This is a genomic window from Nocardioides sp. (genome assembly GCF_047606145.1).
GTDB lineage: Bacteria > Actinomycetota > Actinomycetes > Propionibacteriales > Nocardioidaceae > Nocardioides.
In genome coordinates this window covers 37,370-58,291 of sequence record NZ_JASGET010000168.1, presented here as the reverse complement: position 1 = coordinate 58,291, position 20,922 = coordinate 37,370, and the positions used below count along the sequence as shown (strand labels likewise).

The window sequence follows — 20,922 nt, the reverse complement described above, 5'->3', positions numbered from 1 at the left end:
GCGGTGGCGACCGGCCGGTCCAGCGCCACCCAGAGGCACAGGCCGCCGACGCCGCGGGCGATGCCGGCGCCCGGCAGCTGCTCCCGCACGGCGGCGATGGCGAGCGCGCGGTTGTCGGCGAACAGGCGCCGCCGTGCGGGCAGGAAGTCGTCGAGATGGTCGAGGGCGTGGGCGGCGGCGAGCTGGTCGAGCACCGGGCTGGCCAGGTCGAGGTCGTGCCGCGCGGTGGCGAACCTGGCCGCGGTCGCCTCGGCGACACGCAGCCAGCCGATCCTCAGGCCCGCCCAGACGGTCTTGCTCGCCGATCCGATGGTGAGGATCCGGGCACCCGGCGCCACGAACGCCGCGACCGGTGGCGGCGCGGGTTGGTCGAGGCCGAGCTCGACCATCGTCTCGTCGACCACCACCGGCACCCGATAGCGCGCCGAGATGGCGCTGAGTCGGCGTCGGCCGGCGGCGTCGAGCAGCAGCCCGGTGGGGTTGTGGAAGTCGGGGATGGTGAAGATCAGGCGGGGTCTCTGCTGCCGGACCGCGGCCTCGAGCTGGTCGAGATCCCAGCCGTGCTCCGGGTCCAGCGCCACCGGCACCAGGCGCGCCGAATGGCGGCGGATGGCGAGCAGGGTCCCGTGATGGGTGGGCTGCTCCACCAGCACCCGGTCCCCGGGCGCGACCACGGCGTCCAGCACGATCCGCAGGGCGTGCTGCGCGCCGGCGGTCACCAGGATCTGGTGGGCGTCGGTGGGCAGTCCTCGTGCGGCGTACCGTCGCGCGATCGACTCCTTCAGGGCATGCAGTCCGGTGGGGAACAGGCCGGTCCCGGACAGGTACTGCGGCAGCGCCTCGGCGGCCCGGCGATAGGCCGTCGCCACGATCCCGTCGGGGGCGGACGGCGCGGCGATGTTGAGCGCGATCGCCTCGTCGGCGGCGGTGCCGGCATCGGCCGCCGGCGCGACCGGGAGCGCCAGCACGCTGCGCGCTCCCTGCCGGGAGCGCAGGTGTCCGGCGTCGCGCAGCTGGGCGTAGGCGGCGCTCACCGTCGTCCTGCTCACCCCGAGCTCGGCGGCCAGGATCCGTTCGGCGGGAAGCGCGGTGCCGATCGGCAGCCGCCCGTCGAGCAGCAGCAGTCGGATCGCCTCGGCGAGCGCGGCGTACGTCGGGGTGGAGCCGCCCGGGCGCCACGAGCCGAGGACGCGAGCCAGCGCGCCGGGTCCGATCGCGCCGATGGCCTCGATCGGTTCGTCGCCGATCGAGGCCAGGACCGCGGTGGGCCGATGGGATGGCATCGGGCCAGTATGCCGAAACTGGATATGGAATGTCATGCCAGTTCCGCTCAGGCTGGGGCCATGCTCGCCCTGCGTCTGATCCGGCTCTTCGTCGGCCTGTTCCTCTACGGTGCCTCGGAGGCGCTGCTGATCGGCTCCGGCCTCGGCAACATCCCGTGGGACGTGCTCAATCAGGGCGTCGCCGAGCGCCTCGGCACGTCGGTCGGTGCGATCGTCATCGCGGGTGGGGTGGTGGTGCTGGCGGCGTGGATCCCGCTGCGTCAGCGTCCCGGATTCGGCACCGTGGCCAACGTGGCGCTGGTGGGTCTGGCGCTGGACCTGGTGCTGCGGCTGCTGCCGAGCGACCCCGGTCCGGCGGTGGCGTCGGTGATGACGCTGGGTGGCATCGTGCTCAACGCGATCGCGACCGTGCTCTACATCGGGGCCGGCCTCGGCCCGGGACCGCGTGACGGCCTGATGACCGGGCTGGTCGCGCGCACCGGGTGGTCCATTCGGGTGGTGCGGACCAGCCTGGAGGTGACGGTGGTGGTGGCCGGGTTCCTGCTCGGCGGCACCCTCGGGGTGGCGACGCTGCTCTATGCGGTGGCGGTCGGTCCGCTGATCCAGCTGATCGGCGGGAGGTGCGGCGGCTGGCACGGGCAGCCGCGTCCGGTGGAGACGTCCACCGGGACGCCCACCGCGATGCCGGCCGAGGCGTCGGGCGAGATCCCGGGCTGGGAGGCCGTACCGCGACGTCACTAGGGTGGGCCGGGTGGATGCCCGCGAACTGGCCGATCTGCTCCCCGACGGCGTCGTCGTCGCGGACCGGGACGGCGTGGTCAGGCTGGTCTCGACCGTCGCCGCGCGGATGCTCGACGTGGAGGCGACCGCGGCGGTGGGGGCGCCGCTGGCCGACGTGCTCGCGCTGCAGGACACCGACGGCCGGGCGTGGCTGGCCTGCAACCGGCCGTACGACGTCTTGCCCACCGTGACCGGCATTCCGGAGCAGTCCTGGCTGCTTCCGGACGGCACCGAGGTGCTGGTCTCGGCGCGGATCCACCGACCCGCGCTGGACGCGGGCGTCGAGCGGGTGGCGCTGGCACTGCGCTCCGGCCGGGGCCGGGCCCGGCTCGATCGCGAGCGCTCGGACCTGGTCGCCACCGTCTCGCACGAGCTGAGGTCGCCGTTGACCGGGGTCAAGGGCTTCGTCCAGGCGCTGCTCAACCGCTGGGACAAGCTCAGCGACGACCAGAAGAAGCTGATGCTGGCCACGGTGGCCGCCGATGCCGACCGGCTCAGCCGGTTGATCGTCGAGCTGCTCGACGTGGCCCGGATCGACACCGGCCGGCTGCAGCTGTACCCGCGCCCGGCCGACCCCACCCTGCTGGTCGGGCGGGTGGTGGAGTCGGTGCGCACCACCACCGCCCGTTCGCTGCGGTTCGAGCCCCCGGACGAGCGGCTGGAGATCTGGGCCGACCCGGACAAGTTCACCCAGGTCGTGACCAACCTGGTCGAGAACGCGGTCCGGCACGGCGACGGGGAGATCGCCGTCACGCTCGCCGCCGAGCCGCGGGGCGAGGCGGGCGAGGAGCCGGCGGTGCGGCTCGCCGTCCAAGACCAGGGCGACGGGATCCCGGCCGAGCTTCGGCGCCAGGTGTTCACCAAGTTCTGGAAGGGCGGCGCCCGGGGCGGCTCGGGGCTCGGCCTCTACATCGTCGGCGGGCTGACCCGCGCCCACGGCGGCACCGTCACCATCGACGATGCGTCCGGGGGTGGGGCTCGGATCACCGTTCGCTGGCCCAGCCAGGCGCACCCGGTCACCACCGATCCCGCCCGGCCGGTCCGATAGGTCCGATAGGTCCGATAGCAGCCGAGCGATCCGGTCGCGGATCCCGCCCACCCCAACCAGCACAAGGAGCTTGTCGTGTCGTCCACCTCCGGGCAGGTCGCCCTCGCCGTCACCTGGCTCTGGCTGGGCATGGTGCTGGCGATCTCGTTCCTGGAGGCGCCGCTGAAGTTCCGGGCCCCCGGTCTCGACCTGCGCACCGGTCTGGCGATCGGCCGGCTGGTCTTCCGGGCGCTCAATGCGGTGGAGGCACTGGTCGCGGCGGTGCTGGTGGTCTGCCTGGTGGTCGGAGACTCGTCCGGGACGGTGCTGGCCGCCGGTCTCGCCGCGGTCGGCGTCCTGGTCGTCCAGCTGGCCGCGGTCCGACCGGCGCTGGGGCGGCGCTCCGAGCGGGTGCTGGCGGGGGAGACCGCCGAAGACGCGCCACGCTCGCATGCCCACCTCTGGTACGTCGGCCTGGAAGTGGTGAAGGTGGCGGTGCTGGTCGTGCTCGGCGTGGCCCTCTTCTGACCACCGGCGGGCGGCGGGGGCGCGGGAACCGGTTCGCGCCCGGGCCGGGGAGTTCCTAGACTTGCCTGGCACGACCCGGCTCGCGACGCCGGTCGGCGTACCTCCGCGCGAAAGGCAGTGTCGAGACAACTCATGTCGGGCCCGAACACCGAATACGACCCCGTCGAGGTGACCCCGCTGCAAGCCGAGCAGGTCGAGGAGGCGCGCGAGGCCGCGCTGGCCGCGATCGCGTGCGCCGTCGACCTCGACGCGCTCAAGCAGGTCCGCATCGACCACACCGGCGACCGTTCGCCGCTCGCACTGGCCAACCGGGAGATCGGCGCGCTGCCACCGCAGGCCCGCAAGGACGCCGGTCGGCGCGTCGGCGAGGCCCGCGGTGCGGTGAACCGCGCGCTCGCCGCCCGGCAGCAGGTCCTCGAGGCCGAGCACGAGGCGCGGATGCTGGTCGAGGAGACGGTCGACGTCACCCTGCCCACCGATCGGCTGCCGTCGGGGGCACGTCATCCGCTGACCACCGGTGCCGAGCTGATCGGCGACATCTTCACCGCCATCGGGTGGGAGGTCGCCGAGGGCCCGGTGATCGAGGCGGAATGGCTCAACTTCGACGCCCTCAACCTCGGCCCCGACCACCCTGCCCGCACCATGCAGGACACCTTCTGGACCGCCCCGGCCGAGAATCACGTGGTGCTGCGCACCCAGACCAGCCCGGTCCAGATCCGCACGATGCTCACCAGCCGACCACCCATCTACGTCGTCGCGCCGGGCCGCGTCTTCCGCACCGATGAGTACGACGCCACCCACAGCCCGATGTTCCACCAGGTCGAGGGACTCGCCGTGGACGAGGGCATCTCGATGGCCCATCTCAAGGGCACCCTGGACCACTTCGCCACCCAGATGTTCGGTGCGGGCATCGTGACCCGGTTCCGACCGTCGTACTTCCCGTTCACCGAGCCGTCCGCGGAGGTCGACCTGACCTGCTTCGTCTGTCACGGCAGCGGGCAGTCCGGCCAGGCGGGGGACGGCGGCGCGTGTCGCACCTGCAAGGGCGAGGGCTGGATCGAGTGGGGCGGCTGCGGGATCGTCAATCCGCGTGTGTTGACCGCCTGCGGCATCGACCCCGAGCGCTACTCGGGCTTCGCGTTCGGGATGGGGATCGACCGGACGCTGATGTTCCGGCACGGGCTGGAGGACCTGCGCGCACTCTTCGAGGGCGACGTCCGGCTGACCACCGCATTCGGCTCGGAACTCTGAAGGGGAGCTAGACGATGAAGGCCCCAGTCTCCTGGATCACGGAGTACGTCGACCTGCCGGCCGAGGTGAGCACCGAGGCGCTGACCGACCGGCTCACCGCCCTCGGGCTCAAGCTCGAGGGCATCACCTCGGCAGCCGAGGGCATCACCGGGCCGCTGGTGATCGGCCGGGTGCTGACCATGCAGCCCGAGCAGCAGAAGAACGGCAAGACGATCAACTGGTGCTCGGTGGACGTCGGCGCCGCGAACGGCACCGGCGAGCCGCAGGGGATCGTCTGCGGCGCGCACAACTTCGCTCCCGGGGACCTGGTCGTGGTGATCCTGCCCGGTGGCGTCCTGCCGGGGGACGTCGAGATCAGCGCGCGCAAGACCTACGGTCACCTCTCCGCCGGGATGATCTGCTCGGCCCGTGAGCTGGGCATCGGCGAGGATCACGACGGGATCATCGTGCTCCCGTCCGATGCCGGCGAGCCCGGCGAGAGCGCCTTCGACGTGCTCGGCCTCGGCGAGGAGGTGATCGAGTTCGAGATCAACCCCGACCGGGCCTATGCGCTCAGCCTGCGCGGCGTGGCGCGCGAGGCGGCGATGGGATTCGACGCCCCCTTCACCGATCCGGCCGACCGTGACCTCCCGGAGGTCGACCAGGCGGCCTGGCCGGTGGAGGTCGCCGATCCGGCCGGGTGCCCGGTCTTCGCCGCTCGGCTGGTCTCGGGCCTCGACCCGGAGGCGGCCACGCCGGCGTGGATGCGGACCCGGCTGGAGCAGTGCGGCGTCCGGGCGATCTCGCTGCCGGTCGACGTGACCAACTACGTCATGCTCGAGCTCGGCCAGCCGATCCACGGCTACGACGCCGACAAGGTCGCCGGCGCACTGCGGGTGCGGCGGGCGCAGGCGGGGGAGAAGCTGCGCACCCTCGACGACATGGTTCGCGAGCTGTCGCCGGAGGACCTGGTCATCGTCGACGACTCGGGACCGATCGGTCTGGCCGGCGTGATGGGCGGGGCGACCACGGAGCTCTCCCAGACGTCCACCCGCGTGCTCGTCGAGGCGGCGCACTGGGACGCGGTCTCGACGTTCCGCACCGGTCGTCGGCACAAGCTCACCTCCGAGGCCGGGCGCCGTAACGAGCGCGGCGTCGACCCGCTGCTGCCCGGTGCCGCGGCGGACCGGGTGGTGCAGCTGCTCGTCGAGCTGGGCGGCGCCACCGCGGAGCCCGGCTTCACCCTGGTGGGGACGGCACCGCGGCCGGACACGATCACGATGGCCCCGGAGTTGCCGGCCCGGATCAGCGGCCTGGCGATCTCGGCCGACGACACCGTGGCGCACCTCGGCGCGATCGGCGCCGAGGTGGCCGAGGGTGCCGACGGGACGCTGAGCGTCACCCCGCCGACCTGGCGGCCCGACCTCACCGACCCCTACGACCTGGTCGAGGAGGTCGCCCGCATCGTCGGCTACGAGGACATCCCGAGCGTGCTGCCCCGGCGCGCGGTCGGTGGCGGCCTGACCCGGACACAGACGCTGCGACGACGGATCGGCCGCACCCTGGCCGGCGCCGGCCTGGTCGAGGTGATCAGCTTCCCGTGGGTGGGCGAGCAGACCTTCGACGACCTCGGCCTGACGGCCGACGACGAGCGCCGTGAGACGGTGCTGCTGGCCAATCCGATGAACAGCGAGGAGCCGGGCTACACCACGACGGTGCTGCCCGGACTGCTGAAGGCCGCCGCGCGCAACCTCGGCCGCGGTCAGGACGGGGTCGCGCTCTTCGAGACCCAGACGGTCGCCGTACCCAGTGCCGCGCGGGCGCCGATCCTCGGCGTGGCGGCCCGTCCCAGCGAGGACGAGCTCGCCCGTCTGATGGCGGCCATCCCGCACCAGCCGCTCCACCTGGGTGTGGTGCTCACCGGTGAGCGGGAGCGGCCCGGCTGGTGGGGTCCGGGGCGGGCCGCCACCTGGGCGGACGCCATCGAGGTGGTACGCCGGCTGGGCGCCGAGCTGGGGCTGGTCGTCACCACGGTCGCGGCGTCCCGGGCGCCGTGGCACCCCGGCCGATGCGCCGAGGTCTCGGTGGCGGGGGAGTCGATCGGTTACGCCGGGGAGCTGCACCCGGCGGTGTGCCGTGCCTTCGGCCTCGCGGAGCGTACGGCGGCCGTGGAGATCGACCTCGACGCGCTGATGGCGCGGGTGCCCTTCGTGGCTCCGGGCCCGGTCTTCTCCACCATGCCGGTGGCCAAGGAGGACGTTGCCCTGCTGGTCGACGACTCGGTCAGCGTGGCCGAGGTCCAGCAGGCCTTGGTCGAGGGTGCCGGAGAGTTGCTGGAGTCCGTGCGACTCTTCGACGTCTATACCGGTGAGCAGCTCGGTGCCGGCAAGAAGTCGCTCGCCTTCGCGCTCCGCTTCCGGGCCCCCGACCGGACGCTGCGGGCGGAGGAGGCCAACGCGGCCCGGGACGCGGCGGTGGCCAGGGCGATCGAGCTCACCGGGGCCGTGCAACGATGATGCCGAGTCGGTCCTCGGAACCGTCGAGTCGGCCCTCGGAACCGGCGAGTCGGTCCTGGGAGCCAGCGAGTCGGTCCTCGGAACCGCCGAGTCGGTCACCGTCGACCGGGACGTGACCAGGGACTCGACCGAGACCACAGGACTTTGACTGAGACCAGTCGCAAGGGAGCCGCCGGAGTGCCGAGGCTGCAGTTGCTCGACGAGGTCACCTGGGACGGCGAGCCGATTCCGGGTGAGCGTACTCACGCGCTGCTGCGTGCCCTCGCCGAGGCGGGCAGCCGCGGTCGCAGCGACGCCGGCCTGGTCGAGGAGGTCTGGGGCGAGGACTCGCCGGCCAATCCCGCCAAGGCGCTGCAGGTGGTGGTCTCGCGGGCTCGTCGCGCGACCTGTGCGGATGCCATCGAGCGCACCGCCACCGGCTACCGGCTCGCCCTGAGCGCGGACGAGGTCGACCTCTGGTCGCTACGGCCCTCGGCGTTGCGCCTGGCCGCGGCCGGCGACTACCCGGCGGCGCTGCCGTTGCTGGATCGGCTGGTCGGCGAGGGTGATCGCGGCGACGACGAGGTGGTCGAGGCGTGGTTGCGCTCCATCGGGGCCGTGCTCGGCACGCCCGCGGCGCTCGACCGCTACGAGGAGTACCGCAGCGGTCTCGCCGACCGGCTCGGGGTCGACCCGAGTCCGGCGCTGCGCGAGCTGCATCGCGAGCTGCTCGCCCGCGACCGGCCGGTCAGGTCGGGTCTGCGCTACGACTCGACCACGTTGATCGGCCGCGACGACGACATCGTCGCCGTCTCCGCCACGCTGCGGGCCGCGCGCGTGGTGACGATCCTCGGTCCGGGTGGGCTGGGCAAGACCCGGCTGGCGCAGGTGGTCGCGCGGGGCGCCGAGCAGCCGGTGGTGCACTTCGTCGAGCTGGTCGGGGTCAGCTCGGCCGACGACGTGGTCGGCGAGGTGGGGTCGGCGCTCGGCGTACGCGACTCGGTCAGCGGACGGCGGGTGCTCACCCCCTCCCAACGGGCCGACGTCCGGGCCCGGATCGCCGGACAGCTCGCCCAGGCGCCGACCCTGCTGGTACTCGACAACTGCGAGCACGTGATCGAGGCGGCGGCCTCGCTGGTGGCGTTCCTGGTCGCCTCGGTGCCCGACCTGCGGGTGCTCACCACCAGCCGAGCGCCGTTGGCCATCGGCGCCGAGCAGGTCTACCCGCTCGGTCAGCTGCGTGCGGAGGACGGGAGCACCCTGTTCGCCGAGCGGGCCCGGTCGGCCCGTCCCGGCGTCGAGCTGCCCGCCGACGCGGTCGCCGAACTGGTGGCGCGACTGGATGGGCTGCCACTGGCCCTGGAACTGGCGGCGGTCAAGGTGCGGGTGATGTCGGTCCCGGACATCGTCCGACGGCTCAACAACCGGTTCGCGCTGCTGACCGGCGGCGATCGGAGCGCACCGGACCGACATCAGACGCTGCTGGCGGTCATCGACTGGTCCTGGAACCTGCTGGCGGAGCCCGAGCGCGAGGCGCTGCGGATGCTCTCGATCTTCCACGACGGCTTCACCGTCGAGGCCGGCGAGGCGATGCTCGGCTACGACGCCCTGCGCAGCGTCGCGGAACTCGTGGACCAGTCCCTGCTCACCGTGACCGAGACCGACGACGGCGTCCGCTACCGGATGCTGGAGATGGTCCGCGAGTTCGGCCGGATGCAGCTGGTCGACGCCGGCGAGGAGGGCAAGGCCCGGCTGGCACAGCGCGCCTGGGCACGGGAGTACGCCGATCGACAGGCCGACCGGCTCTACGGCGTCGAGCAGTTCGAGGCGATGGACGCGCTGCGTGTCGAGGAGGCCAACCTGGCCGACGTGCTCCGTCACGCGATCGCCGAGTTGGACCGCGAGCCGGTGATCTCGACGTTCGTCGCGCTGGCCTCGTTCTGGGCGATCAGCGGTGATCATGCGCGCGTGCTCACCATGCGCAGCGCCCTGCTGCCGGTGCTGGACGACTGGATGCCGCCGCCGGAGCTGCTGGATCGCACCCGCTTCGCGGTCGGCTTCTCGCTGCTCGCCTCGGCGATGACCGGGGGCGCCGACGCGGCCCGTCTGCGCGAGCTGGCGGTGCGCCTCGGCGTGGACTCCCCGTGTCCGGAGCTGCGGGCGCTGTTGACGGTACTGATCGCCATCAACTCACCCAACGACCCGGAGTGGCCGGCGGCGTGTCGGCGCATGCTGTCGGATCCGGACCGCCGGGCCCGCCAGGTCGCCTACCAGTTCCTCTGTCACGAGCGGGAGAACAGCGGCTACCTCGCGGAGGCACTCGAGGCCGGCGTGGCCGCCCTCGACCTCGCCGACGACCAGGACGGACCGTGGACCCGGGCGACGCTGCACACCCAGCTCGCCGGGCTCCATGCCCAGGTCGGCGACGTCGCGACCGCGGCACAGTACGCCGAGCTGGCGCTGCCGGTGCTGCGGCGGCTCGGTGCCGACGACGACTGCGTGCAGTCGATGGCGATCCTCACCGTGGCGGCGATCGATGCCGGACACTTCGACGAGGCCGAGCGGCTGGTGGCCGAGATCGGGCGGCTCGCCGGCCGCGGCATGTTCGGCGCCTCGCATGCCCAGCATGCCGCCCGCGGTCAGCTGGCGCTGGCCCAGGGCCGGGTCGAGGAGGCGTTGGCGTACTACCGCGAGGGCATCGCCGCGATGCGCGAGTCCCGGTTGTTCCCGGGGTCGGACGAGCTCATGCCGTGGCTCGCGCACGCGGAGGCGGTGGCGCTCGCGACCTACGCCAGGTATGTGCCGGGCAGCCCCGAGGGCGCCGATCTCTATGCCGGCCTGGCGGCGAAGATCAATGCAGCCATCGCCGAGTCACGCCCGTTCCTGGACCTCCCGGTCATCGGCGGCATCCTCTTCGCGCTCGGACTGTGGGGTCTGCGCGCCGAGGTGCTCGACGCCGAGCCGGCGGTGCGGTTGCTGGTCGTGGCGGACCGGTTCGGCTACAACCGGTTCGCGCTCGGCATGCGGTGGGCCGACGCGAGGCAGGACGCCGAGCGGGTCGCGCCCGGCGTCCTGGCCCGGATCGAGTCCGAGTACGGCGACCGGCGCGGGCCGGACCTGCTCGGTGAGGCCCGCGCCGTGACCGCTCACATCTTCTTGCCGTAGGAGCGCACCGCCAGCGGGAGGAAGACGGCGATCACGACCAGGCAGCCGACGACGGCCCACAGCACGTGCATCGTGACCTGGCCGTCGTTCATCAGGTCGCGCAGCGACTCGATCACCAGGTTGACCGGGTTGACCTTCACGAAGGACTCCAGCCACCCGGGCATGGTGGAGGCCGGGACGTAGGCCGAGGAGAGGAAGGTCAGCGGGAACATGATCATCATGCCGATGCCCTGCACGGCCTGGGCGCTGCGGGCCACGGTGCCCAGCCAGGTGAAGATCCAGGCCAGCGACCAGCCGGCGAAGACGGTGAGCACCCAGGCGGCGACGGTGCCCCACGGGCTGGGACGGTAGCCCATCGCGATGCCGACGCCGATGGTGAGCGTCGCCGCGATGGCGTAGCGCAGCAGGTCGGCGATCGCGGGGCCGATCAGCGGCGCGACCCGGGCGATCGGCAGGGACTTGAACCGGTCGAAGACGCCCTTGTCCATGTCCTCGCGCATCTGGGTCCCGGTGGCCATGCAGGCGGTCAGCGCAGTCTGGGCCAGGACACCGGAGATGACGACCGGCAGGTAGTCCTGGACGCTGCCGGAGACCGCGCCGCCGAAGATGTAGGCGAACATCGCGGTGAACAGCAGCGGTTGGATGGTGACGTCGAAGAACTGCTCCATGTTGCGGCGCATCTTCTTCAGCGACCGTCCCGCCATCGCCAGGCTCTGGTCGACGGTCTCGCGGACTCCGGGGCGCGGGCTGAGGGTGCGCTCCGGGGCATAGGTGGTGGCGATGGGGTGGGTCTCGACGAGTGTGCTCATCAGGCGACCTCCTCGATCTCGGTCTCGGTGCCGTGGCCGGTCAGGGCGAGGAAGACCTCGTCGAGGGTCGGCTGCTGCACGCTGGCGGTGGTGATCTCCAGGCCCGCCTGGCGCAGCGCGATCAACACGTCGGCGGCGCGGTTGGCGTCCGGGAGGGCGATGCTCAGACCGCCGGCCTCGGGGGTGAGCAGGGGAGCCGTGCCGAGCACGTTCTCCACCAGCCCCGCCGCCTCGGCGGCGCGCTCCCGGTCGGCGAGGCGGACCTGCAGGGTCGAGTCGCCGACGCTGGTCTTGAGCTCCTCCGGTGTCCCCTCGGCGACCTTCTGGCCGCGGTCGATCACCGCGATCCGGTCGGCCAGCTGGTCCGCCTCGTCCAGGTACTGCGTGGTGAGCAGCACGGTGGCACCGCCGGCCACCAGGTCGCGGATGGTGTCCCACATCTGGCCACGGGTGCGCGGGTCCAGGCCGGTGGTCGGCTCGTCCAGGAAGATCAGCGGCGGCCGGGCGATCAGCGACGCGGCCAGGTCCAGGCGCCGGCGCATGCCGCCGGAGAACTTCTGGATCTGCCGATCGGCGGCGTCGGTGAGGCCGAAGCTCTCCAACAGCTCGTAGGCGGTCTGGCGGGCGCGACGTGCCGAGAGGCCGAGCAGACGGCCGAAGAGCACCAGGTTCTCCCGCCCGGTCAGGTTCTCATCGACCGAGGCGTACTGACCGGTCACGCCGACCAACTGACGGATCTGATGGGGATACCGGGCCACGTCGACGCCGAAGATCGACGCCGAGCCGGCGTCGATCGGGAGCAGGGTGGCGAGCATCTTGAGGGTGGTGGTCTTGCCGGCGCCGTTGGGTCCCAACACGCCGTAGACCTCGCCGCGGCGGATCTCCAGGTCGACGCCATCGACCGCCCGGAAGTCGCCGAAGCGCTTGACCAGCCCCTGGGCAACGACCGCCAGGTCGGCGGTCGGGGATGCGATTTCGTTCATGCCACCACGGTGCAGGACGTCGGTTTCATCGCACCTTCACCCCGGTTTCACCGATTGACGCCGGGTCTCGGGCGGCTCGCCGGCGTCCGGATCATCGACGGGTCCGGCTCCGGTGGCGGGCGTCGTGGCGAGACGACGGCGCTCTGCCGGATCTGGCCCGGGATCCGCGGACGTGGGGACAGGGAGGCTCGCAAACAAACCGGTCGGGATGTAGATTCCCGGTGGCGGTTGCGCGAGCGCCCCGGGACTGGTTAGAGTCGCTACAGACCAACCGGTCGGAAGGAAGAACATATGACACCCGGATCGGAGTGGTGAGGCGGGCATGCACACCGGATTGACGCTCACCTTTCAGAACCTCGACCGCCAGCGGTCGGACGCGGACGTCTATCGAGACGAGCTGCCGTACGCCCTGCGGGCGGAAGAACTCGGCTTCGACTCGCTGTGGTGGCCCGAGCACCACTTCACCAACTACGAGCTGACTCCCAACGTCCCGCAGCTGCTCGCCTATGTGGCCGCGAAGACGTCACGGATCAAGCTCGGCACGATGGTGACGGTGCTTCCCTGGCAGGATCCGATCCGCACGGTCGAGAGCTTCTCGGTGCTCGACCACCTTTCCGGCGGTCGCGGCATGCTCGGTATCGGCCGTGGCCTGGGCCGGGTCGAGTTCGAGGGCTTCCAGGTGCCGATGGGGAAGTCCCGCCGCCTCTTCAGCGAGTACGCCGAGGCGATCCTCGAGGCACTCGAGACCGGTGCGCTCGAGTACGACGGCGAGGTGTACCACCAGCCCCGCGTCGACATCCGTCCCGACCCGTACGGGAGCTACCGCGGCCGTACCTTCGCCTCGGCCGTCTCGCCCGAGTCGATCGACCTGATGGCCAAGCTCGGCGTCGGCATCATGGTGATCGCGCAGAAGCCGTGGCACACCGTCGAGGAGGAGCTGGAGACCTACCGTCGCCGGTTCGTCGAGCTCAATGGCGTACAGCCGCCCAAGCCGGTCATCTGCGTCTTCACCGGCGTCGCCAAGGACGAGGCGGGCGCGCAGGAGATGCGCGAGAACTACCTGCAGCGCTATGCGATGTCGACCGTCGAGCACTACGAGTTCGACAACGTCGGGTTCGCCAAGATCGAGGGCTACGAGTACTACGCGGGCCTGAGCCGCAACATCGCCAAGCACGGCATCGACGGCTTCGCGGGCTTCCTCGCCGACCTGCAGGTCTGGGGAACGCCCGACCAGGTCACCGAGCGCCTGTTGGAGTACGTCAAGCGTCTCGACGCCGGTGGCATCCTGCTGGTGCCGGCCTTCGGCGGCATGCCGCAGTCGGTCTCCAACGCCAACTTCGAGCTGATCGCCGAGGAGGTGCTTCCGCACCTCAAGGCCCATGACGTCGGGGGCGACCTCGGCATCCAGTATGGAGACGTCGTCTCCGCCTGACCCAGATCACGAAACATAGGGAGACCAGAACTCCATGTCCGCACAGATCGAGACCTCTGCCCAGCTGCTCATCGACGGCGAGTGGCGTGACGGCGGCGGCGAGAGCATCGCCGTCTTCAACCCGGCCACCGGCCAGCAGATCGGCACCGTGGCGGCCGCCACCGCAGCCGAGGTCGACGAGGCCGTCGCCGCGGCGGCGGCCGCCTTCCCCGCGTGGAGCGCTCTCTCGCTGCAGCGTCGCGTCCAGTTCCTGCACCGGATGCGCCGCAACATCGAGGACCACAAGGAGGACCTGGCCCACGCGATCACCCTGGACCAGGGCAAGACCCTCGACGAGGCTCGCGGCGAGGTACTGCGGGCGACGGAGTTCATCGAGACCGCGATCGCGGCGCCGATGCTCTACCACTCGACCGCCGGCAACGTCTCCGGCAGCATCGACGCCCGGCACATCCGCGAGCCGCTGGGGGTGTGCGTGGCGATCACCCCGTTCAACTTCCCGGTGATGAACCCGAGCCAGTTCTCCGCATGGGCGCTGGTCACCGGGAACACTCTCGTGCTCAAGGGCTCCGAGCAGGACCCGATCGCGACCACCAGCGTGATCCGGCTGCTCCAGGAGGCGGGCCTGCCCGCCGGCGTGCTCAACCTGGTGCATGGCCGCGCCGAGGTCGCGCAGCGGCTCATCGACGCCCCCGAGGTCGTCGCGGTCTCCTGCATCACCTCCTCGCCGGTCGCCAAGGCGATCTACCAGCGGGCCTCGCAGCAGGGCAAGCGGGTCCAGGCGAACGGCGGCGCGAAGAACCCGATCGTGGTCGCCGCGGACGCCGACCTCGACCAGGCCACCGAGGGCATCGTCTCCTCGGCGTACGGCATGGCCGGCCAGCGCTGCCTGGCGGGCACCCGGATCCTGGTGCTCGCCGAGGTCTACGACGAGCTCGTCGAGAAGGTCGCGCAGAGCGTGGACAAGATGGTGATCGGCAGCGGCATCGACGCCGGGATCTCGCTCGGCCCGGTGGTCAGCGCCGCCAGCAAGGAGCGCCTGGTCACCGCCATCACGCAGGCGGTCGAGAGCGGCGCGACCCCGGTGCGCGACGGCCGCACTCCGCAGCTCCAGGGCGAGACCGGGACCGCGGAGGGCTACTTCGTCGGCCCGACGATCCTCACCGACCTGCCGCTCAACCATCCGGTCGACGCGGCGGAGACGTTCGGCCCGGTCATCGTGGTGCACAAGGTCGACTCCCTCGACGAGGCGATCGCCGGTGCCAACGCGACCGAGTTCGGCAACGCCGCCACGATCTTCACCCGGTCGGGCACCGTGGCCCGACAGTTCGAGGTGGGCATCCGGTCGGGCAACGTGGGGGTCAACACCTTCCCGGCGCCGCCGGCGAACTTCACCATGGGCGGCCTCGGCACGTCGTTCTACGGCGACATCCACATCTGCGGCGACGCACCGCTGCGGTTCTACACCGAGGAGAGGCTCGTCGTCTCCCGCTGGTGAGCGGCGAACGCGCGGGCGGAGCGAGAGCGGAGGCTGTGATGGTGGACCAGAGAGGCACGGTGCTGGCGGTGAACTGCTCGCCGTCGCTGGGCGGCAAGACCCTGGCCGCGATCGACGCCGTGCTCGCGGGTGCCGCGGAGTCGGGTGCGACCACGTCGGTGATGGAGCTGGGCGCCGGCAGACCGGTCGCCGAGGTGGTCGAGGCGATGCGCGCGGCGGACGCCTTCGTGTTCGGCTCGCCGATGTACCGCGGGACGTACACCGCCCAGTTCAAGGACCTGATGGATCACACTCCGCGGGGGATGTACGGCGAGAGCGACGCTCCGATCAGCGCCCGCGCGGTGCTGACCGTGGCCACCGCCGCCAGCGACCACCACCTGCTCGGTCCCGGCTCGATGCGGGACGTGCTGGTGGACTTCTTCGCCGCCCACGTGGTCTCCCCGGGGCTCTATCTGACCGGGGCGGCCTACGTGGACGGCGCGCTGACCCCCGAGAACGACGAGCGCGCTCGTCTGATGGGCCGGGCGCTGGTCGAGCTCGCCCGTGCGATCGACTCCTCCACCGCCCTGCGGGCCGTGACCCCGAATGCCTGACCGTCGTCCGACCGCGACCCGGCTCCTTGAGAAAGGTGAATGCACACATGAGATTTGATCTGATGCACGTCCTGGTGAACCGCGGTCGCACGCGGCCGTGGGACGAGCTTCTCGACGAGACACGGGAACGGGTCGAGCTGGCCGACGAACTGGGCTTCGACGGGATCTGGCTGGGCGAGCACCACTTCGACGGCGAGGGCAACGACCAGCTCCCCAACCCGGTCCTGATGCATGCGGACCTCGCGGCCCGCACCCAGCGGATCCGCCTGGGCATCGCGGCCATCGGCCTGCCGCTGTGGCACCCGGTCCGGCTCGCCGAGGATCTGGCCATGCTCGACCACTTCAGCAAGGGCCGGGTCGACGTCGCCTTCAGTCGTGGCATCCTCGCCGGGGAGATCATGAACCTCAACCCCGAGGCGGATCGCCGCAACGAGGAGCAGAGCCGCGAGATCTTCCAGGAGAACCTGGACATCGTGAAGAAGGCCTGGACCGAGGATCCGTTCCGCCACCGGGGCAAGCGGTACACGCTGCCGTGGCCGAAGGTCGGCTGGGGCGGCAAGGCGATGGCCGACTACGAGGACGAGAACGGCCACCTCACCGGCCTACCGGTGATCCCGAAGCCGGTCCAGTCGCCGATGCCGCCGATCTACGCGGTCTCCCAGACCGAGTCGGGCTGGCGCCACGCCGCCCAGAACGGCATGGGCGCGATCTCCTCCCACCCGACCGGCAAGAAGCTGGCCAACCTCAATGCCGCCTACGACGAGGAGGCCGCGACGTACGGCCGTCCCGCTCACTTCGCCAAGGTCGGGCCGGCGGTGCGTGAGTTCTCCGTCGCCGAGACCGAGGCCGAGGCCCGGGCGGACATCTACCACTTCGTGGTCGACCGCTTCGAGGTGATCAAGCGGGTCCGTGGGCTCGGCGCCTGGCTCGACATCGACGAGGATCCGGAGGACCCGAAGTTGCAGGCGATGGACGGCTTCGACCTGATGATGGAGCGCGACTACCTGTTCGTCGGCACGCCCGACTCGGTCGCGGAGCGGATGATCAAGATGCACCGCGAGCGCGGCTGGGAGCACTTCATGCTCGCCCTCGGCCAGGCCTCGCCGGAGGCGATCGAGCGCAGCATGCGGCTGATGGCCGAGGAGGTCATCCCGCGGGTGCGTCGTGAGGTCGGCGACGTCACCGTCGAGGCCGCGGGGGCGGCCCGATGACGGCCGCCGAGGCCACCACGCCGGCCACCGAGTTCCTGGTGCCGGAGGGCCGCGACCGCGCCGCCATGGCGAAGCTGGGCCTGGGCGGCAGCGCCGTCGCCCACGGTCTGCAGTTCGTCGGCGCGATGGCGATCGACCTCACCACGATCAAGCGGCTCGCCGAGGCGGACACCATCGCCGCGGAGACCCGGTTCTGCCTCGAGCAGGTGCGGGCCGCGCTCGCCCTCGGCGGGCGGGAGCTGAGCGACATCGTCAAGATGACGGCGTACGTCTCCGACGAGTCCTTCCGCGAGGAGATGTGGGCGACGCTGCGCGAGACCTTCGACCCCAGTGAGCTGCCGAAGGTCGTCACCCTGGTGGCCGGCATCGCCGGCGACTGCCGGGTGGAGCTGGAGGCGGTCGCGTACCGGGCCGACGGGAGCGAGCCCGAGGAGCCGAAGGAGCTGGGGGAGCGCTTCGTCCGACCCCGGCAGAGCGGTCCGTCGGCGGCGGGGCTGTCGCAGAGGTTCGTCTTCACCGCCGCCTCCGCGATCGACCCGAGCACCATGAGACGGCCGGACGAGGCGGTGACCATCAAGGACGAGCTCGCCATCATCTTGACGAAGGTCGAGACCGCGCTTGCCGAGGCCGGGCTGACCCTGGCGGATCTCACCAAGGTGACCGCGTGGGTGAGCGAGGAGAGGTACCGCCTCGACTACGCCTACGCCCACCGGGACCTGCTGGCGCCGGGGCCCTATCCGTCGCGGGCGCTCTTCCAGATCGGTCTGCCCGGCGACTGCCGTGTCCAGATCGACGTGATCGCCGCGCGGCGTACGGCCTGATGGTGGAGACGAGGAGAGACGTGATGAAGAAGTACCTGCATGGTGCGACGCCGACCGAGTCCGGCTTCGCCGACGGCGTGGCCGTCCCGGCACTGGGGCTGGTGTGGGCCGAGGCCTCCGCGATCGACGGCGCGACCGGCAGGCGCGTCCCCGAGGCGGGCACGATCGCCGAGGAGACCCGGGTCTGCCTGGTCCGGCTGGGCGAGACGCTCGCCGAGGCGGGCTACGCGCTCTCCGACGTGGTCAAGGTGAACTGCTACCTGGCCGCCGACGAGGACAGGGCGGAGTTCTGGACAGCCTTCGACGAGGTGTTGGCCCCGGGGCCGTATCCTGTCCGGATCACCCAGGTCGGCGGTGTCGCCGGGGACGCCCGCGTACTGCTCGACGCCGTCGCCGCCCGGTGACGTTCTGACCACGAGGAAGGCACGATGACCACGTTCCTGAACGAGCCCGGCTCGGAGATCGCCGCCTACGGCCTCTCCTCCGGGGCGATCGCCGGCGACCTCGTCTTCGCGGCCGCGATGGCACTCGACGGCGAGACGATGAGGCGTCAGGCCGAGGCGGCGAGCGTCGAGGACGAGACCCGGATCTGCATCGATCAGCTCAAGGAGCTCTTCGGGCAGGCCGGCTGCGGCCTGGAAGACATCGTCAAGATCAACTGCTACCTCTCCGACGACTCCTACCGCGCCGAGTTCTGGAAGACCTACGACGAGGTCTTCGCCGACGTCGACTCCCACGAGGTGCGGCTCACCCAGGTGGTCGGGATCGCCTGTGGGTGTCGCGTCGAGCTCGACGCGATCGCGGTACGGCGTTGATCCCTCCGCCGGCTCGTCCATGACCCAGCCGACCGAGTCGGTCCCGACGACCGAGCAGGCTCCGCAGATCCAGCCGGCCCCGGCGCTGCGCCGCGCCGCGCTCGAGGCGCGCTACCCGCGATGGCGTCCTCGGGCCATCCACGAGTGGCTCCTGGCGGTCGTGGCGGAGTTCCCCGAGCGCGAGTTCATCGTCACCGACGAGCACGCGTTCAGCTATCGCGAGATCGCCGCGCGGGTCGGGCGGATGGCGGCCGGCCTGGCCGCGCGCGGAGTGCGCCGCGGCGATCATGTCGCGGTCCTGCTCGGCAATCGTCCGGAGTACGTCGTCGCCAAGTACGCACTGTCGCGGTTGGGCGCGGTGATGGTGCCGCTCAACGTGAGGTTCCGTCGCGACGAGCTGGCCTTCGTGCTGCGCCACTCGCGCGCGAGCGCTCTGCTGACGGTGACGGGGCTCGGCGGGCTGGACCACCTCGACCTCCTCGACCAGATCGCGCCCGGATGGGCTGCCGGGGGCCGGTTGGCGGCGCTGCCCGACCTGCGACTGGTCGTGCAGCTCCCGGCCGAGACGCCGGCGCGACCGGGAGTGGTGCGGCTCGCCGAGGTCGAGGCCACACCCGGCGTAGCCGAGCTGGGCCCGGGGCCCGGCCCCGACGACATCAGCCTCATCTTCTACACCTCGGGCACCACCGGTGCTCCCAAGGGCGTGCTGTGGACCCACGACCAGGATGCCCGGCTGGGCCTCGGCGGCGCGCTCACCCGCGCCTTCGGCGATGGGTGGCGGGTGCAGTCCGCACTGCCGCTGTTCCATTCCTTCGCCAACAACGAGGTGCTCAACGCCACGATGTTCGCCGCCGGCGCGGTGATCCTGCGGCCGAGCTTCGCACCCGTCGACTTCTTGGGCGCCATCGAGCGCCATCGCCCCGACGAGCTCGTGACGGTGCCGACGATGGTGGTCGCGCTGTGCGAGGCCGCCGCGGCGCGGCACCGGCAGGGGCCGCCGGTGACCGGCCTGATGTGTGCCGGCGCGATGGCGCCGGTGTGGCTCTGGGAGCGCGCCGTCCGGCTGCTCGGTGCTCGGGAGGGCACCACCGGCTACGGCATGACCGAGACCGGCGGCGGTCCGGTGATGTCGCGGCCCGAGGACGGCATCGCCTTCGTCGCCAGCACCGTCGGACGACCCAAGTACGGCGGCCCGGCCGGCGTACCCGAGCTCGGCGGCCACCTTGCCGAGGTGCGCACCGTCGACCCGCGGACGGGGGCTCCGCTGCCCGAGGGCGAGGAGGGCGAGCTCGTCTCGCGCGGTCCGACCAACGCGGTGGGCTACTGGGAGCTGCCCGCGGAGACCGCGCGGACCTTCCGCGACGGCTGGGTCCACACCGGCGATCTGGGCCGGGTGCGGCCCGATGGCGCGATCGTGCTCACGGGCCGCACCAAGGAGCTGATCCGCAGCGGCGGCGAGAACGTCGCTCCCAAGGAGGTCGAGGACGTCCTGACCGCCCATCCGGCGATCAGCCAGGCGTTCGTCGTCGGCGTACCGGACGAGCGCTGGGGTGAGGTCGGCTGTGCCTGGCTGGTGCTCGAGTCCGGTGCGTCTCTCACCGCGGACGAGGTCCTCGCGCTGTGCCGAGAGCGACTGGCCGGCTTCAAGCGGCCGCGGGCGGTCAGGTTCATCGCGGCCGAGGACCTGCCGACGACGCCGACCGGCAAGGTGCAGAAGTTCCGGCTCTCCGAGATGGCCGCCGGCCGCGACGCGGAGGCCCGACCGGCATCGAACGGCTCCTGAAGCCACGCCGAGCGGCGCGATCCGTCGGAGATCAGGTCCCGGCTGGATCGGCCGGTGCGGGACGGGCGCGGTCGGGCCCCGTCAGGCGCGGTAGGCCACGGCCTCGATGGCGACGCGGGCACCACCGGGAAGGCCGGCCACCATGGTGCAGCGGGCGGGGTAGACGCCGGCCGCGCACTGGTCGCGGTAGGCCGGGATGAACTCGGCTCGGTCGGCCTCGTCGGCCAGCCAACAGGTCGTCTTGACCAGGTCGGCCCGGCTCATCCCGGCCTCGGACAGCGCGACGTCGAGGGCCGCGAAGCAGCGTGCGACCTCGTCGGTCAGGCTCGTGATGTCGTCGGGGACACGACCGGTGGCCGGGTCGAGCGCGGTACCGGTGGCCAGCAGGTAGCCGTCGACCAGCACGCCCACCGCGGGTCTCCGGTCGTGCTGGGTGCCCAGGAAGGTCGCCATCTTCTCCTCGTTTCGTTGG

The 20,922-nt window shown here is 71.7% G+C and carries 18 protein-coding genes; 14 read left to right on the top strand and 4 right to left on the bottom strand.

Features of this window, described 5'->3' with window-relative positions:
* The coding region (locus QM638_RS22950) for a PLP-dependent aminotransferase family protein (RefSeq protein ID WP_415145990.1) at nt 1-1,283 on the bottom strand (1,283 nt) is incomplete at its 3' end.
* A 60-nt stretch (nt 1,284-1,343) separates the two neighbouring features.
* On the opposite strand from QM638_RS22950, the gene QM638_RS22945 reads away from it, so the two are divergent.
* The 6 genes from QM638_RS22945 (at nt 1,344) to QM638_RS22920 (ending at nt 10,508) form a co-directional block, all read left to right on the top strand.
* Complete coding sequence (locus tag QM638_RS22945; protein WP_415145988.1) at nt 1,344-2,024, top strand: YczE/YyaS/YitT family protein; 681 nt, start codon at nt 1,344-1,346, stop codon at nt 2,022-2,024.
* Between the two features lie 10 nt (nt 2,025-2,034).
* Nucleotides 2,035-3,111: an ATP-binding protein gene (locus QM638_RS22940; RefSeq protein ID WP_415145986.1), complete on the top strand. Its 1,077-nt coding sequence runs from the start codon at nt 2,035-2,037 to the stop codon at nt 3,109-3,111.
* Nucleotides 3,112-3,186: 75 nt separating this feature from the next.
* Nucleotides 3,187-3,618: a hypothetical protein gene (locus QM638_RS22935; RefSeq protein WP_415145984.1), complete on the top strand. Its 432-nt coding sequence runs from the start codon at nt 3,187-3,189 to the stop codon at nt 3,616-3,618.
* 132 nt (nt 3,619-3,750) lie between these two features.
* Nucleotides 3,751-4,869: a phenylalanine--tRNA ligase subunit alpha gene (gene pheS, locus QM638_RS22930; protein WP_415145982.1), complete on the top strand. Its 1,119-nt coding sequence runs from the start codon at nt 3,751-3,753 to the stop codon at nt 4,867-4,869.
* Nucleotides 4,870-4,883: 14 nt separating this feature from the next.
* Complete coding sequence (gene pheT, locus QM638_RS22925) at nt 4,884-7,364, top strand: phenylalanine--tRNA ligase subunit beta (protein WP_415145980.1); 2,481 nt, start codon at nt 4,884-4,886, stop codon at nt 7,362-7,364.
* A gap of 144 nt (nt 7,365-7,508) precedes the next feature.
* Entirely contained in the window at nt 7,509-10,508 is a 3,000-nt protein-coding gene (locus QM638_RS22920; RefSeq protein ID WP_415145979.1) for an ATP-binding protein, read from the top strand.
* Here the strand turns inward: QM638_RS22920 and QM638_RS22915 are convergent.
* Nucleotides 10,490-11,317 (bottom strand): ABC transporter permease, encoded by an 828-nt coding sequence (locus tag QM638_RS22915; RefSeq protein WP_415145977.1) that lies wholly within the window; start codon nt 11,315-11,317, stop codon nt 10,490-10,492. The two genes, QM638_RS22920 and QM638_RS22915, sit on opposite strands and share 19 nt — an antisense overlap.
* Nucleotides 11,317-12,300 carry an ATP-binding cassette domain-containing protein gene (locus QM638_RS22910; RefSeq protein WP_415145975.1) on the bottom strand — a complete coding sequence of 328 codons (984 nt, stop codon included), beginning with the start codon at nt 12,298-12,300 and terminating at the stop codon, nt 11,317-11,319. Before QM638_RS22910 ends, QM638_RS22915 begins: the two co-directional genes overlap by 1 nt.
* A gap of 322 nt (nt 12,301-12,622) precedes the next feature.
* Here QM638_RS22910 and QM638_RS22905 point away from each other — a divergent pair, with 322 nt between their 5' ends.
* From QM638_RS22905 to QM638_RS22870, 8 genes are read left to right on the top strand one after another with little or no spacing between them, the layout of a single operon-like run.
* A complete protein-coding gene (locus QM638_RS22905; protein ID WP_415145973.1) occupies nt 12,623-13,732 on the top strand; it encodes an LLM class flavin-dependent oxidoreductase in 1,110 nt (369 codons plus the stop codon).
* A gap of 34 nt (nt 13,733-13,766) precedes the next feature.
* Nucleotides 13,767-15,227, top strand: a complete 1,461-nt coding sequence (mmsA, locus tag QM638_RS22900; protein ID WP_415145971.1) for a CoA-acylating methylmalonate-semialdehyde dehydrogenase — start codon at nt 13,767-13,769, stop codon at nt 15,225-15,227.
* Nucleotides 15,228-15,265: 38 nt separating this feature from the next.
* The gene (locus tag QM638_RS22895; protein WP_415145969.1) at nt 15,266-15,820 is read left to right on the top strand and encodes a flavodoxin family protein; all 555 of its coding nucleotides are present in this window, start codon (nt 15,266-15,268) and stop codon (nt 15,818-15,820) included.
* A 47-nt stretch (nt 15,821-15,867) separates the two neighbouring features.
* On the top strand, nt 15,868-17,031 hold the full coding sequence (locus tag QM638_RS22890) for an LLM class flavin-dependent oxidoreductase (protein ID WP_415145967.1): 1,164 nt from the start codon (nt 15,868-15,870) through the stop codon (nt 17,029-17,031).
* Nucleotides 17,028-17,852 carry a RidA family protein gene (locus QM638_RS22885; RefSeq protein WP_415145965.1) on the top strand — a complete coding sequence of 275 codons (825 nt, stop codon included), beginning with the start codon at nt 17,028-17,030 and terminating at the stop codon, nt 17,850-17,852. Before QM638_RS22890 ends, QM638_RS22885 begins: the two co-directional genes overlap by 4 nt.
* 23 nt (nt 17,853-17,875) lie before the next feature.
* Nucleotides 17,876-18,256, top strand: a complete 381-nt coding sequence (locus tag QM638_RS22880) for a RidA family protein (RefSeq protein WP_415145963.1) — start codon at nt 17,876-17,878, stop codon at nt 18,254-18,256.
* 24 nt (nt 18,257-18,280) lie between these two features.
* On the top strand, nt 18,281-18,667 hold the full coding sequence (locus QM638_RS22875; protein WP_415145961.1) for a RidA family protein: 387 nt from the start codon (nt 18,281-18,283) through the stop codon (nt 18,665-18,667).
* Nucleotides 18,668-18,686: 19 nt separating this feature from the next.
* Nucleotides 18,687-20,450: a class I adenylate-forming enzyme family protein gene (locus QM638_RS22870; RefSeq protein WP_415145959.1), complete on the top strand. Its 1,764-nt coding sequence runs from the start codon at nt 18,687-18,689 to the stop codon at nt 20,448-20,450.
* An 81-nt stretch (nt 20,451-20,531) separates the two neighbouring features.
* On the opposite strand, the gene QM638_RS22865 is transcribed toward QM638_RS22870, so the two are convergent.
* Nucleotides 20,532-20,903, bottom strand: coding sequence for a RidA family protein (locus QM638_RS22865; protein WP_415145957.1), 372 nt, complete (start codon nt 20,901-20,903; stop codon nt 20,532-20,534).
* Nucleotides 20,904-20,922: the final 19 nt, after the last annotated feature.

Coding starts and splice junctions, on each gene's coding strand:
- QM638_RS22870 (WP_415145959.1), top strand. CDS start 18,687: ATGACCCAGCCGACCGAGTCGGTCCCGACGACCGAGCAGGCTCCGCAG.
- QM638_RS22945 (WP_415145988.1), top strand. CDS start 1,344: ATGCTCGCCCTGCGTCTGATCCGGCTCTTCGTCGGCCTGTTCCTCTAC.
- QM638_RS22890 (WP_415145967.1), top strand. CDS start 15,868: ATGAGATTTGATCTGATGCACGTCCTGGTGAACCGCGGTCGCACGCGG.
- QM638_RS22865 (WP_415145957.1), bottom strand. CDS start 20,903: ATGGCGACCTTCCTGGGCACCCAGCACGACCGGAGACCCGCGGTGGGC.
- QM638_RS22880 (WP_415145963.1), top strand. CDS start 17,876: ATGAAGAAGTACCTGCATGGTGCGACGCCGACCGAGTCCGGCTTCGCC.
- QM638_RS22895 (WP_415145969.1), top strand. CDS start 15,266: ATGGTGGACCAGAGAGGCACGGTGCTGGCGGTGAACTGCTCGCCGTCG.
- QM638_RS22910 (WP_415145975.1), bottom strand. CDS start 12,300: ATGAACGAAATCGCATCCCCGACCGCCGACCTGGCGGTCGTTGCCCAG.
- mmsA (WP_415145971.1), top strand. CDS start 13,767: ATGTCCGCACAGATCGAGACCTCTGCCCAGCTGCTCATCGACGGCGAG.
- pheT (WP_415145980.1), top strand. CDS start 4,884: ATGAAGGCCCCAGTCTCCTGGATCACGGAGTACGTCGACCTGCCGGCC.
- QM638_RS22885 (WP_415145965.1), top strand. CDS start 17,028: ATGACGGCCGCCGAGGCCACCACGCCGGCCACCGAGTTCCTGGTGCCG.
- pheS (WP_415145982.1), top strand. CDS start 3,751: ATGTCGGGCCCGAACACCGAATACGACCCCGTCGAGGTGACCCCGCTG.
- QM638_RS22905 (WP_415145973.1), top strand. CDS start 12,623: ATGCACACCGGATTGACGCTCACCTTTCAGAACCTCGACCGCCAGCGG.
- QM638_RS22875 (WP_415145961.1), top strand. CDS start 18,281: ATGACCACGTTCCTGAACGAGCCCGGCTCGGAGATCGCCGCCTACGGC.
- QM638_RS22915 (WP_415145977.1), bottom strand. CDS start 11,317: ATGAGCACACTCGTCGAGACCCACCCCATCGCCACCACCTATGCCCCG.